11 protein-coding genes and 1 pseudogene are annotated in these 12,671 nt (G+C 68.7%); 8 read left to right on the top strand and 4 right to left on the bottom strand.

The window, feature by feature from the left end:
* Positions 1-60: 60 nt before the first annotated feature.
* Both ACFYZS_RS40010 and ACFYZS_RS40005 read right to left on the bottom strand, forming a co-directional pair.
* Positions 61-735, bottom strand: a pseudogene (locus ACFYZS_RS40010) (HNH endonuclease family protein).
* Between the two features lie 622 nt (positions 736-1,357).
* The gene (locus ACFYZS_RS40005; RefSeq protein ID WP_389024380.1) at positions 1,358-2,788 is read right to left on the bottom strand and encodes a pre-peptidase C-terminal domain-containing protein; all 1,431 of its coding nucleotides are present in this window, start codon (positions 2,786-2,788) and stop codon (positions 1,358-1,360) included.
* Positions 2,789-3,141: 353 nt separating this feature from the next.
* Here ACFYZS_RS40005 and ACFYZS_RS40000 point away from each other — a divergent pair, with 353 nt between their 5' ends.
* From ACFYZS_RS40000 to ACFYZS_RS39970, 7 genes are all read left to right on the top strand, one after another.
* The gene (locus tag ACFYZS_RS40000) at positions 3,142-4,092 is read left to right on the top strand and encodes an ABC transporter substrate-binding protein (protein WP_389024377.1); all 951 of its coding nucleotides are present in this window, start codon (positions 3,142-3,144) and stop codon (positions 4,090-4,092) included.
* A 2-nt stretch (positions 4,093-4,094) separates the two neighbouring features.
* Positions 4,095-5,057 carry an amino acid ABC transporter permease gene (locus ACFYZS_RS39995; RefSeq protein WP_389024374.1) on the top strand — a complete coding sequence of 321 codons (963 nt, stop codon included), beginning with the start codon at positions 4,095-4,097 and terminating at the stop codon, positions 5,055-5,057.
* 8 nt (positions 5,058-5,065) lie between these two features.
* Positions 5,066-5,818, top strand: coding sequence for an amino acid ABC transporter ATP-binding protein (locus tag ACFYZS_RS39990; protein WP_389024404.1), 753 nt, complete (start codon positions 5,066-5,068; stop codon positions 5,816-5,818).
* On the top strand, positions 5,815-7,029 hold the full coding sequence (locus ACFYZS_RS39985; RefSeq protein ID WP_389024371.1) for a M20/M25/M40 family metallo-hydrolase: 1,215 nt from the start codon (positions 5,815-5,817) through the stop codon (positions 7,027-7,029). Before ACFYZS_RS39990 ends, ACFYZS_RS39985 begins: the two co-directional genes overlap by 4 nt.
* Before the next feature lie 172 nt (positions 7,030-7,201).
* Positions 7,202-8,488: a cyanophycinase gene (locus ACFYZS_RS39980; RefSeq protein ID WP_389024368.1), complete on the top strand. Its 1,287-nt coding sequence runs from the start codon at positions 7,202-7,204 to the stop codon at positions 8,486-8,488.
* A gap of 134 nt (positions 8,489-8,622) precedes the next feature.
* Complete coding sequence (locus tag ACFYZS_RS39975; protein WP_376136949.1) at positions 8,623-9,492, top strand: MurR/RpiR family transcriptional regulator; 870 nt, start codon at positions 8,623-8,625, stop codon at positions 9,490-9,492.
* A gap of 239 nt (positions 9,493-9,731) precedes the next feature.
* Entirely contained in the window at positions 9,732-9,920 is a 189-nt protein-coding gene (locus ACFYZS_RS39970; RefSeq protein WP_376136951.1) for a hypothetical protein, read from the top strand.
* A gap of 920 nt (positions 9,921-10,840) precedes the next feature.
* Here ACFYZS_RS39970 and ACFYZS_RS39965 read toward each other — a convergent pair.
* On the bottom strand, positions 10,841-11,296 hold the full coding sequence (locus ACFYZS_RS39965; RefSeq protein ID WP_385993041.1) for a hypothetical protein: 456 nt from the start codon (positions 11,294-11,296) through the stop codon (positions 10,841-10,843).
* A gap of 265 nt (positions 11,297-11,561) precedes the next feature.
* Here ACFYZS_RS39965 and ACFYZS_RS39960 point away from each other — a divergent pair, with 265 nt between their 5' ends.
* Positions 11,562-11,741, top strand: coding sequence for a hypothetical protein (locus ACFYZS_RS39960; RefSeq protein ID WP_389024364.1), 180 nt, complete (start codon positions 11,562-11,564; stop codon positions 11,739-11,741).
* 400 nt (positions 11,742-12,141) lie between these two features.
* Here ACFYZS_RS39960 and ACFYZS_RS39955 read toward each other — a convergent pair.
* A partial coding sequence (locus ACFYZS_RS39955; protein ID WP_389024361.1) for an IS630 family transposase occupies positions 12,142-12,671 on the bottom strand: 530 nt, incomplete at its 5' end.

Below are 12,671 nucleotides of genomic sequence, written 5' to 3'. Positions count from 1 at the left end.
CCCAAATCCGTGGGTGTATTGGGGCGGCCGGCGATGTCCCCCGCCCCCACCATTCGGATATCACACGGCGGGTTCGTAGACGACGGTGGTGGTGGGGCAGTCCTCGGCGAGTCCGAGGAGGCCTGGCGCTCGTTCTCGTCGACGGCCAGGTCCCAGCGGAGCTTGGTTCCGACCCAGGTTGCGGCGTAGGTGCAGTGGTAGGAGCCGTCGGACGGCAGCCACTCGGCGGGGTCCTTGTCGGCCTTGGACCGGTTGGATGCGGCGGATACCGCGATGAGCGTGTCAGGGGAGGCCTGGTCGTTCGCGTACGCCTCCCGTCGCGCCGCCGGCCACGGCACCTGCTCCGAGTCGAAAACCTCCGCCAAACGGAACAAAATGGTCTACATCGAGGCGAGCCGCATCGGTGACGACGATGTCGTCGTCGTACGTGCTGCGCCAGGATCCGCCGGTCAGCTTGCAGCCGGTCGCGACCTGCGGCGCTTCCACGGCTTCGGCGAGGATGACCTCCTTGCGGGTGTCGCAGCCGCTTCCGGCGTTCAGGCCTTTGTTCCAGTGCTTGTACAGGTCCCGCTTGTAGCCCTCGCGGTGCTCGACGGCGACGGGCAGGCGGTCGATGGCTTCGAACAGCGGTAGCGGAGCCCGCAGCCCGGCAGGGCCAGCGGCCAGGGCGGCCGCGGGTGCCGGCGTGGCGGTGGGAGCGGAGTGTGCGGCCGGAGCCGCGGTGAACAGGGGCAGGGCCAAAGGCCGGTGGAGCGTGCCCGACACCCACCCTGACAGGCCCCGGGGGACAACTCACTCGTGTGGGCGGCCGGATTCACCGAAGAAGCGAGCCTGCTCCTTCAGCTTCGTCAGGGTCGAGGTACCCGCCGTCGCCCGGATCCCGGCTGACGTCCGCGGACACCGGCAGCTGTACCTCTGACTTACCGGGGTACGGCGCAGCCGGCACGGCCCGGACGACAAGAACAGGGCGGAGATCCATTGCGCGGCTCCGAGTGCGGCCTTCTCCTGGCCCCGGATCTCGATCGTGATCACGCTCTCGTCGCTCATACCCCAGGAACCTCTAGTAGCTGGCCGTGGTTCTCGCGCCTGCGGGAGGATCACACCATTGAGTCCCCGGGGGTCCCCGGTCGGCGGGTGGCGGCGCGATAGCGCCAGTCTCGCCCATTGCCGGGTGGCGGCTGGCCGGCGGGCGGTATTTTCGCCGCCATGACCGTTCCTCTGCTTGATCGGCGTCCGTCGTCTCCCGGGCCGAACACGCTCTAGTCCTGGCGGCCACCTTCGCCGCGCTGATGGTCATCCCCCTGGCCTCCGCGGCGACACGTGCGCTGGACCGGTTGACGCCGGTCCAGCGCTGGTGTCAGTTCTTGGTGAGGGTGCAGGTGTAAGCGGGGGTGCCCGAGCCGCGGTAGGCCTCGAGTTCGAGGTGGTAGGTGGCGCTTCCCGCGGCGGTTCTGGTGAAGGTGAGTGACTCGTCGGCGCCCAGGCCGTTGTTGACAGATCGGGTGAGGGTGCTGCCGTTGGAGTCGAGGAGGTAGAGGTCTGCGTCGTAGGCGTCGGGTACGGCGCACTGCACGGTGAGGCGTTCGTTGGCCGCCAGCGAGACACGGAAGTAGTCGCGGTCGGTGGTGGAGGCCATGGTGCCGCTAATGGAGGCGGGGTAGGTGAGGGCGGTGGCGTCGTTGGCGGTGGCCCGGGTGTCGTTGGCTTCGTCCTCGGCGAGGAGGACTGTGCCGCCCGGGGTGCCGCAGGTGGTCTGCGGCGTGCCGCTGTACGGGTTGGTGTCGATGACGCCGCCGGTGACGTTGCGGAGGTAGTAGCCGCAGGTGGGACGGTTCTTGAAGTCGTAGGTCTGGCCGGGGCCGAGGTGCCAGATCTTGTAGCCGGAGAACGTCAGAGGTTTGCCGGCGGTGGCTTGTTCGGGCTGGTGGTCGCCGAGCACGATGAAGGCCTCGGTGCCGTAGAGGGTGGCCTGGCCGTTGCTGTCGAGGAGCAGCGAGCTGCCTTCCTCGACTCCGACGCCCCAGGCCTTGCCGCCGGAGGTCCGGCCGTCCTTGATCGCGCGGGCGACGAAGGCCATGGTGCGGCCCATCCGGTCGCGGGCCGTGAAGTGGGAGTCGTTGATGACGCCAGCGTAGTTCGGCCAGTCGAACATGCCGGTGGTGAAGGTGATGTAGCTGTCGTACGGGTTGGCGAGGGCTTCGGCGCTGGTGATGCTTCCCTGGCATGCGTCGTAGACCACGGGGCTGTTGATGTGGGTGCCCGCGCTGCCGCCGCCCGAGCCGCCGCCCTTGGCGACGACGGATTCGACGGAGGCTTCCAGTGCGGTGCCCTTCCAAGCGGCGTAGCGGCACTGGTCCCCGCCAGCGAAGTACACGAACTCGGCGTTGCGGATGTCTGCGTTGACCTGGCTGTTGTTGCCGTCGGAGGCGGCGGTCAGGGTCCAGCTGGTACAGGAGTTGATGCCGGGCAGCGCCATGACGGCGTCGCATTCGGGGGTGGCGCTGCCTGAGGTGGGGGCGGAGCCGGCCAGGATGACGACGTCGAGGCTGCCGGTGCCGCCGCGGATGGCGTCGATGGCGGCCGACATGGATCCGGGGTTGATCTTTCCGTCGCCGTTCATGGTGAAGGCGGGGCCCTGCCAGGCGGTGCGGCTGACGTCGGAAGGGCTGCCGAGGCGTATGCGGGTGCCGGCCGCTTCGGCGCTGCCGGTGGAGGCGAGTGCGCCGGTCAGCGTGAGCAGAGCCATGGCGGCCGAGGCCAGCTTGGCATGCCTGAATCGTGTGTCCATGAAGTCTCCGAGAGGTGGGGGAGGTGCGCGGATCTGCAGAGGGCAGGGCGTGGCGATGCCCTGAGGGGCGCGTGGGGGAGCTGCGCCGTCGCGGTGGTGCGCAGTAGCAGAACTTACAAGCCAAGTTGAGTGAACGGTAGTTGTAGCGCGCAAAACGCAGCACCTCTCCCCTGGTCGGTTGATTCAGGCCGCTCAATCGCTTGGCCGCGAGGGCCTTGCAGTCCAAACCGTGCCCCGTTACTGCAATGTAACGAGCGATACATCTAGCCATCATCGAACCAGGTCTGTAATTTCGGTGTTGCAGTCGACGGCGAACGCCCCGTCGGCCCGAAGACCGGAGAGGCATACGCCTGATGAACACCTGTCTGTCCCGAAACCTGATCATTGCGTTGACGGCCGCGACCGCGCTGGCCACGCTCACTTCCTGTTCGGACTCCGCCGACGCCGCCAAGTCCGCTGGCGTTGAGCAGATCACCGTCGCAGGTGCGGCGGTCACGAAGGACACCGCGCTGCACGACGCACTGCCGGACGCGATCAAGAAGTCGGGCACCGTGCGCGTGGCCACGGACGTGCCCTACGCGCCGTTCGAGATGTTCGTGGCCGAGGGCGAGCCGGAGCTCACCGGGCTCGACTACGACCTCGGGCAGGCGCTCGGGGCGAAGCTGGGTGTGAAGTTCGATTTTGCGCCGCAGAAGTTCGACGGGATCGTGCCCGCGATCCAGGCCGGCAAGTTCGACGCGGCGATGTCGGCAATGACCGACAACAAGGAGCGCCAGGCGGTCGTCGACTTCGTCGACTACTCCGTCTCCGGTTCCGGGATCATGGTCGCCAAGGGCAACCCTGAGAAGATCACCACCCTCGATGACCTGTGTGGCAAGAAGGCCGCGGTGCAGGCGGCGACCAACCAGCTCGACCTCCTCAAGAACCACCAGGCCAAGTGCAAGGCCGCGGGCAGGGGGGAGATCGACATCCAGACCTTCCCCAAGGACTCCGACGCGCAGCTCGCCCTGCGCTCGGGCAAGGTCGTCGCCCAGGTGCAGACCAAGCCCGCCGCGGGTTGGACCGCGAAGACCGCTGACGGCGGAAACGCCTTCCAGGTCGTCGACGACCCGGCCGCCGCGGGCGGCTACGGGGCTTCGCCGAACGGGATCGCGGTTTCCAAGAAGCTGCCCCAGCTCAGCGACGCGATCCAGAAGGCCCTGCAGGCGCTGATCGACGACGGCACCGTCACCAAGATCTTCGACAAGTACGGGGTTGCTTCCATCGCCGTCAAGGAAGCCACCAAGAACGCGGCGGTGGACTAAACATGACCACGACCACAGTCCCCGTGGACACCGACCGTCCCGCGCCCCAGCAGCTCACCGTCGTGCCACTGCGCCACTACGGCCGCTGGATCGCCGCCGTCGCGGCCATTGCTGCACTCATCGGTGTGGCCGGATCACTGGCGAAGAACAGCAATCTCCACTGGGAGATCATCGGGCACTTCCTGTTCGCCGACCTGATCTTCTCCGGACTCGTCACCACCCTGTGGCTCACCGTGGCCGCGATGGCCCTCGGGCTCATTCTGGGCACGCTGGTCGCGGTGATGCGGCTGTCGTCCAACCCGGTTCTCTACGGGATGTCCTCGCTGTTCGTCTGGTTCTTCCGCGGTACCCCGCTGCTGGTCCAGATCATCTTCTGGGGATACGCCGCCGCCCTCTACCAGTACGTGAAGATCGGCATTCCGTTCACCAGCGTCACCTTCTTCCAGGTCGAGACGAACTCCCTCCTCACCCCGGCCGTCGCAGCCCTGCTGGCCCTCGGGCTGAACGAGGCCGCGTATGCCTCGGAGATCGTCAGGGCCGGCATCCAGTCGGTGGACCCCGGCCAGAGCGAAGCCGCGCACTCCCTGGGTATGCGGCCCGCGCAGACGATGCGCAGGATCGTGCTGCCCCAGGCCATGCGGGTGATCATCCCGCCGATGGGCAACGAGACGATCAACATGCTGAAGATGACCGCCCTGGTGTCGATCATCTCGGCGCACGACCTGATGTCCAACATCCAGGACGTGTACGCGCAGAACTACCAGGTCATCCCCATGCTCGTCGTCGCCAGCCTCTGGTACCTGGGCCTGGTCACCCTGCTCAGCATCCCGCAGGCATGGCTGGAGCGCCGCTACGGCCGCGGCACCGACCGATGCGGCCACACCTCGCCCCTGCGCCGGATGCTTGCCGGTGCACTGGCCCAGTCTGCCCGCACGAAGAAGAACACCAAGGAGGCGGGTGCGTGAGCGTCCCCATGGTCCACGCCCACGGCGTGCGCAAGCACTTCGCGAAACTCGAAGTCCTCAAGGGCATCGACCTGACCGTCGAACGCGGCCAGGTGTGCTGTCTGCTGGGTCCCTCCGGCTCGGGCAAGTCGACGTTCCTGCGCTGCATCAACCACCTCGACCGAGTCGACGGCGGCAAGCTGGCGGTCGACGGCGACCTGGTCGGCTACCGCCAGAACGGATCCAGGCTGCACGAACTGCGTGAGAAGGAAGTCGCCGAGAGACGACGCGACATCGGCATGGTCTTCCAGCGCTTCAACCTCTTCCCTCACATGACCGCCCTGGACAACGTCATGGAAGCCCCCGTCAACGTCTGCAAGACCGACAAGTCGCAGGCGAGGGACGAGGCCCACCATCTGCTGGAACAGGTGGGCCTCGGGGACAGGGCGGGCCACTACCCGGCCCAGCTCTCCGGCGGGCAGCAGCAGCGCGTCGCCATCGCCCGCGCCCTGGCGATGAAACCCAAACTGATGCTCTTCGACGAACCCACCTCCGCGCTCGACCCCGAACTGGTCGGAGACGTACTGGACGTCATGCGCCGGCTCGCCGCCGACGGCATGACGATGGTCGTGGTCACCCACGAAATCGGCTTTGCCCGCGAGGTCGCCGACACCGCCGTCTTCATGGACGACGGCGTCGTCGTCGAATCCGGCGACCCGCGCCAGGTCCTCGTCGAACCCCGCCAGGAACGCACCCGCGCGTTCCTCTCGAAGGTCCTGTGACCACCCCCTCACGGGAACAGCTGCACACCAACCCGCTGCTCCCGCATGCCGAGGCCCGCCTGGAGGGCTACCTGACCGACCTGGCTGCCCTGGTGGCCATCGACTCGGGCTCCTACAGCCCCGTCGGCGTCAACCAGATGGCCGACTGGACCCAGAACCGGCTGCACCGGCTCGGATTCGACGTCGAGCGCGTCACCCCCGCCTCCTCTCACGGGCACCCTGTCGGCGACATGATCCTCGCCCGCAAGGCGGGCAGCCTTCCGGTCGAGCAGGGCGGACGACGCATCCTGCTCGTCGCGCACCTCGACACCGTCTTCGACGACGGTATTGCCGCAGCGAGGCCCTTTCACCTCGACGGCCACACGGCGCGCGGCCCCGGTGTCAGCGATGACAAGGCGGGCCTGCTGGCCGGGATCACCGCGCTGGAGATCCTGGAGGAGACGCGGGCAAGCCAGTACGCAGAACTCGTCTTCCTCGCCACCCCAGACGAGGAGATCGGCTCTCCGGCGAGCCGCCCGATGACCGAAGCAGCAGCCCGCGGCGTCCACTTCGCCCTCGCCCTGGAGTGCGCCCGGGAGAACGGCGACCTGGTCATCGCCCGCAAAGGCGTGGCCGACTTCCGTGTGAGCGTCACCGGCCGGGCCGCGCACGCCGGCATCGAGCCGGAACGCGGAGCGAACGCTGCCCTGGCCGCCGCCCACCTGGTCGTGGCCCTGCAGTCCCTCAACGGCCACTGGGACGACGTCACCGTCAACGTCGGTGTCGTACGGGCCGGCAGCCGCACCAACATCGTCTGCCCGGAAGCCGAGCTGCGCGTCGAGGTCCGCTCGGCCACCGCAGCCGGACTCGCAGCAGCCCGCTCCGCGATCGAGTCGGCCGCGGCACGGCCCGCCGTGGCCGGCACCACGGCGACCGTCGAGCAGCTGGACCTGTGCCCGTCCATGGAGGACACACCCTCCTCACGCCGCATGTTCGACCAGGCCAGATACCTGGCCGCCGGCCTTGGAATCAGCCTGGGAGCAGCTGCGACCGGAGGTGTCGGGGACGCCAACTTCATCGCGGGCCTCGGCGTGCCCACCCTCGACGGCCTCGGCCCCGTAGGCGGAGCCGACCACACCCCCGAGGAATGGCTGGACACCTCCACCGTCCCGGCCCGCGTCGCGCTCCTGGCCTCACTCATCGCCGACCTCGGCGACAGCCGCACCGGCTGACCTTCCCCAGACGTCCCGTACCGGTTTGATCGCGCCATTGCCCGGTGCGGGACCCCACTCCGGCAGCCCCTCCCACCACGCACCGGGCTGCCGACCCGCGCCGGGACCGCAGCAGCCACCCGCCGCTGCGGTCCCGGCCACCACCCGACCCCACCCACAGGAGACAACCCTCATGCCCGTCCCGACCGGAGCCCGTCGTACCGCACTGGTGGGCAGCACCGCTCTCATCGTCGCTCTCACCCTCGCCCCCTCCGCCCATGCACAGAGCTCCGCACCTGCCGGCGGCCGCGGCTCGCTCGTCCTGATCGGCGGCGGCCTGAAGGCCGACAACACGCAGATCTACGGCGAGATCATCAAGCGTGCGGGTGGATCGAAAGCGCGCATGGGTGTCCTCACCGCCGCCTCGATCCCCGCCAGCCAGGACCCGGACGCGAACGACCCTGCCAACTGCAGCAACTCCGCCTGCAACGGCGCCTACTACGCCGGGCTCTTCAAGCAGCACGGCGCCGCCGACGCCCAGTGGATCCCCGTCGACCTCGACCACATCGCCAACGCCGACTCCGACGAGGTCGTGCGGCAGGTCAACTCGATGACCGGCTTCTTCTTCGGCGGCGGCGACCAGTACCGCTATGTCACCACCCTGCTCCACGGCTCCGCGCACACCGATTCCAAGGTTCTCGCCGCCATCCGGGCCAAGCTCGAGGCCGGGGCCGTCGTATCCGGATCCAGCGCCGGAGCGCAGATCGCAGCCGGAGCCGACATGGTCACTGGAGGCGACTCCTACGAAGCACTCCGCGACGGCAGCAGCCCCGGCTACTTCGACGACCCCGCCCGCCTCGGATACCTCCCCGAAGGCGGCTTCGGCTTCCTGCGCTCAGGACTGATCGACACCCACACCGGCACCAACGGACGCGAAGGCAGGGCCCTGCGACTGGCCGCCGACACGGGACACGACCGTGTGTACGCGCTGGAAGAGAACACCGCGCTCATCGTCGATGACCCCAACACCCCCCGCGAGCGACTGCGTGTTCTGGGTCCGCAGGGTGTCGCCGTCCTCGACCTGCGCCAAGTCCGGACCAGCAATTCGCCGGCCGGATGGTCCCTGACCGGCGCCCGCTACAACTACCTCTCGAGCGGCGACCGCTACGACCCGAACCGATGGCAGATCCTGCCCGCCGACGGCAAATGGCCGCTGATCCCGCTGTCGGCCTCACCGGTACCGGTCAACTCGGACGTCTTCTACTCACCGGCCAACCCTGCCGGCGTCCCCTACTCCTTCCTGAACACCGCCCGCGCCCTGACCGCCAGCACCCAGCGCACCACCACGGCCAGCACCTTCGAGAGCGGCCCCCGATTCACCGTCACCTTTACCAAGCAACCCGGATTCACCGCCTGGACCAGCGACGGCGCCACCGCGCAAACCGTCACTGGCCTGCGGATAGCCGTCGCACCGGAGTGACTCCGCCCTGACGCACTCCGGGCGACAGGGCCGGCGGAATCCGGGGGATCCGGCCGGCCCCAGCCGCGAGGCCCGACACTAAGCTCGACCTTGACCCGCCCCAGCACCCACACACACGAAGGAAGAGCCCGCGCATGGCCCCTGGCACGCTCGCCGACGAGATCCGCCTCAAGCTGGGCGACGCCAGCCCCGCCGAACGTAAAGTCGCACGGGTGCTGCTCGCCGGCTACCCCTCCGCCGGCTTCGAAACCATGGCCGTCCTCGCGGAACGCGCCGCCGTCAGCACCCCCACCGTCCTGCGCTTCATCAACCGACTCGGCTACCGAGGCTTCCCCGACTTCCAGACCGCGCTCCGCGCAGAGCTCGACGAACGCAACGCCTCCCCCCTCTCCCTCTACGAGGCAACCGACTACGGCCGCAACCAAGACGGAGCCGAGGACCTTTCCCTCCTCCAGCGCGGCAGCAACCTCTTCAGCTCCGCCGTGGCCCAGACCCTCGCCGAACTACCCCCGCACGATCTCGAACACGCGATCACACTGCTCTCCGACGGCAAACGCCGCATCACCCTCGCCGGCGGCCGCTTCACGAACCTCTTCGCCCAATACCTCGGCCTGCACCTCATGCAGGTACGCGACGACGTCCGGTTCCTGCCAGACCGCGACGTCGAACGCACCGCGCAGCTCGCAGCGGTGAACCGACGTGATGTCTTCGTCCTGTTCGACTACCGGCGCTACGAGCCGGACAAGGTCTCCATCGCCGAACTCGTCCAGGAACACGGTGGCAAGGTCATCCTCTTCACCGACGTATGGCTCTCACCCGCCGCAGCGCACGCACAGGTAGTACTGCCGAGCCAGGTCGCCGCACCATCCCCCTACGACAGCCTCGTCCCTACCCTGGCCATCATCGAAACAGTCGTCGCCGGCGTGCTCACCGCCCTAGGCGACGGCGCCCACCAGCGGATGCAGCACGGAGAGAACACTGCCCGCCGAATGGGCCTGTACTGACCACCACCACACCGACGGCGACCCCGGGAGCGAGCAGGCCGTCCACCGCCTCATGGAGGCTCTCCGACAGGGAGCTGGCCGAGAGGGCCAGCGGGCCGGGACCGCAGGCATCGTGCTGCAAGCCGACCCGCTGAGATCCTCGTGGCCGGCTGGCAAGCGTGATCGGCGACGCACGTGCCCCGTTGAGAGGACCGATCGTTGCTGATCTTGTTCTCCTTTCCCTTGCTCAGCTGACCCCGGTGCGTGACGACCATGCCTGGCGCTTCCCCCACGTGAACGGCCGCCCCGTGCACGTGCGGATGCGGGCCTGGCCGACGAAGGAGGGCGGGTACCTGGTCATAGCCACTGACCTGATGGTCGGTGGCGGGCTGGTCAACATGGAGGCGAGCCTGTGCCGGGCCGCAGGGGCAGAGTTCGGCCGCGCATGAGCATGACGTCTTCGACCTGCTGGTCCGGGACGGGGACGGTCACGACCATGCCCACCTGTGCACCGAGGAGATCCTGGACCTGCTCGGTGCGGGCGTTCTGGGCTTCCCCGGGTACACCCCGGCCGGCCTGTCCGAGGCCAGCTCGCGGCCGGTGCCAGCGCAGAGTGTCCAGATGGCGAGGCTCGTGGCCGCTGTCCTGCGCCTGGAGCAGCACCGTCATGGATAACGACCTCACCCCGGTTGGCTGCGTTGTCTGAGTGCCCGGTTGCGGTCGACCTCATGGGCAGCAGCACCTTCACAGTCGATGCGGGTACGAATCAGGGCAGGCACAACAGCTCCGCGCGTGCCGGGCGCCGGGCCGTCACGCTGATTTGGCATCCAGCGCGGGCCCGCGCGACGTGTCCGTCTACCCGCTCCACAGGCCGGGAGTGAAGTCTGCTGGCAGGAGGTGGGCGGCCGGGGCGGGCGTCGGCTCGGCTAGCCCGGCTCGGGGGCCGCCCCGACGGGTCGGCGCCTGGGGCCCGCTTTGGGGTGGCGGCCACAGCGGTGCCGTGGGGGAGAGGAATCATCGCTGTGGCCGGGCGCCTTGTACATGCCCTCGGTGCACGTGGGCCAAGTGCGAAACCACCTGTGCGCATGGAGAGGTGCGGGCCGGGTTTACAGACCGACATGGTGCTCACCTGGCTCGCCCGCAGCGGCGCCAGGCCGGCCTTCGCAATTTGTGTCGTGGGAGCGGGGCGCGCCCCCGTCGGCAGGCCGTTCGCGGCGAGGGTTGTCCTCCGGTGAGAGGGAGCAGCCCAGGTGAGAGCCGGGCGGGGCAGGTTGCCGTGTGGAGCGGGCCCGGGGCCGGTTGCGTGGCGGCAGTGTGGGTGGAGGCCGCGTCGGCGCCCGCTGGGGCGAGTCCGCCGGGTGGCGGGGCGTCAGCAGGTGAGGGTGACCTCGTGCACGACCGGCTGGGGTGTCCAGGGGAAGGAGGCCACGCCGAACGTGCCGCGGACCGTGGTGCCACAGGGGACGGTGCTCGCCGGGCCGCGCACCTCGAGCGTCGTGGTGGTGAAGACGACAGGCTTGTCCTGCGTGAGGGGCGGGGCGCCGGCGCCCAGGACCTGGGCGGACAGCGTGGTGGACAGCTCCTTTGTGGCCTGCGTCGGGCTGCCGGGAGAGGGCGGCCCTGCGAGGCTGACCCTGCCGTAGAACTGCACCGTGTTACCGGTGACGTCCGCGCACAGCCGTGTGAGCAGGCCTGCCTGGAGGCCCGAGTTCCCGCAGGTGGTCAAGGTCTGGTCGGCGGCGGCCTCGGGGGTAGCGGCGGCCGGGCCGGCGGCCAGAACGGTGAGGCCGGCAACGCCGACCGCGAGAAGGGCTAAGCGGTTCATGGGGACGTGCTCTCCTTTGTATTTCGTCGGTGCGTGACGGGTCATCCACGTGCCTTGTGCGATGTGATATTTCACATCGCACAAGAAGGTGAGATGATCGCGCCCTGAATTCCTTCCGTCAGAGGATCAAACTTCTCTGTAGGGCGCGGGTGGAGCTGGCAGGCGGAGAGACCACGGCCGACCTGCACGACCTGGTAGCGGATTTGGCGCCCGCCCTGAATCCGGACGACAGGCGTGCTCTTCCGGGCAGGCGTTGGAAATCGTGGTGGGCACCCGGCACGAACTGGCCCTGCACCCGGCCCACATCCACGGCCTCACCCAGCTCCTGCGCCAGGCCGCCGGCACCATCGGGTCCCGTAGCACGCCCGGCGGCGGCCAGCGCTTCCACTGCGACGAGACCGGCCGTGCCCGGCCGCTGTGGGAGCCGGCAGCCGGACAAGCCTGAGCGCCTGGGCAAGCCCAGGGAGACCCGTGGCAAACCACCCGCGAGAGGCGGCTTGCCCAGGCCCTCGGCTACGGGCTTCCCCGCCCCGGGCGCAGGACATCGACTTAAAGAGCCCCGAAGCGGGTCGTGTCACCGAAGTGGGGGAGCCAGCTTGCCCGCCTCGGCGAGCCTCCACAGCCTGGTGATCAGCTCGTCGGCGTCGACGCCGAAGCTCTCCTCCTTAACCCGGGCACTGATGTTCTGCACATCCCGGGGGCTGTAGTGGCCTAGCCGCTCACTACGTACGGCCTCGGCAGCCCCAGCACGTGCTTGCCCTCGCCGCCATCACGCTCGTGCTGGCCGACCCTGCTGATGCGCCGAGTGTCTTGCGGGCCATGCTCCCGAGGCGGATCCCCGAGGGCTAGTGTCCTGAGTCGGAGATTCGTCGGCAGTAGGCGGCGACTTTGTCGAGGATCTCGTCGGCTGTCTTTGTCCAGACGAAGGGCCGGGGGTGCTCGTTCCAGTCGGCGAGCCAGGCCCGGATGTCGTGTTCGAGGGCCTGGACGGAGCGGTGAACGCCCCGGCGGAGTTTCTTCGTGGTGAGTTCGGCGAACCACCGCTCGACCAGGTTCAGCCACGACGAGCCGGTCGGGGTGAAGTGCAGGTGGAAGCGCGGGTGTGCGGCCAACCAGGTCTTCACCGCCGGAACCTTGTGGGTGACGTAGTTGTCGAGGATCAGGTGGACTTCGAGGTCTGCCGGCACTTCCTTGTCGAGCTTGAGCAGGAACTTCTTGAACTCCACCGCGCGGTGGCGGCGGTGGAGCGAGCCGATGACCTTGCCGGTCGCCGTGTCCAAGGCGGCGAAGAGCGTGGTGGTGCCCGCGCGCACATAGTCGTGGCTGCGGCGTTCGGGCACCCCGGGCATCATCGGCAAGACCGGCTGCGATCGGT

The sequence above is a fragment of the Streptomyces sp. NPDC001903 genome, from assembly GCF_042891345.1.
In the GTDB taxonomy this organism is placed as follows: domain Bacteria; phylum Actinomycetota; class Actinomycetes; order Streptomycetales; family Streptomycetaceae; genus Streptomyces.
The sequence above is the reverse complement of the archived record's forward strand: the minus strand, read 5'-3'. Positions and strand labels throughout refer to the sequence as shown.

Coding starts and splice junctions, on each gene's coding strand:
- ACFYZS_RS39975 (WP_376136949.1), top strand. CDS start 8,623: ATGGCCCCTGGCACGCTCGCCGACGAGATCCGCCTCAAGCTGGGCGAC.
- ACFYZS_RS40000 (WP_389024377.1), top strand. CDS start 3,142: ATGAACACCTGTCTGTCCCGAAACCTGATCATTGCGTTGACGGCCGCG.
- ACFYZS_RS39965 (WP_385993041.1), bottom strand. CDS start 11,296: ATGAACCGCTTAGCCCTTCTCGCGGTCGGCGTTGCCGGCCTCACCGTT.
- ACFYZS_RS40005 (WP_389024380.1), bottom strand. CDS start 2,788: ATGGACACACGATTCAGGCATGCCAAGCTGGCCTCGGCCGCCATGGCT.
- ACFYZS_RS39990 (WP_389024404.1), top strand. CDS start 5,066: ATGGTCCACGCCCACGGCGTGCGCAAGCACTTCGCGAAACTCGAAGTC.
- ACFYZS_RS39995 (WP_389024374.1), top strand. CDS start 4,095: ATGACCACGACCACAGTCCCCGTGGACACCGACCGTCCCGCGCCCCAG.
- ACFYZS_RS39980 (WP_389024368.1), top strand. CDS start 7,202: ATGCCCGTCCCGACCGGAGCCCGTCGTACCGCACTGGTGGGCAGCACC.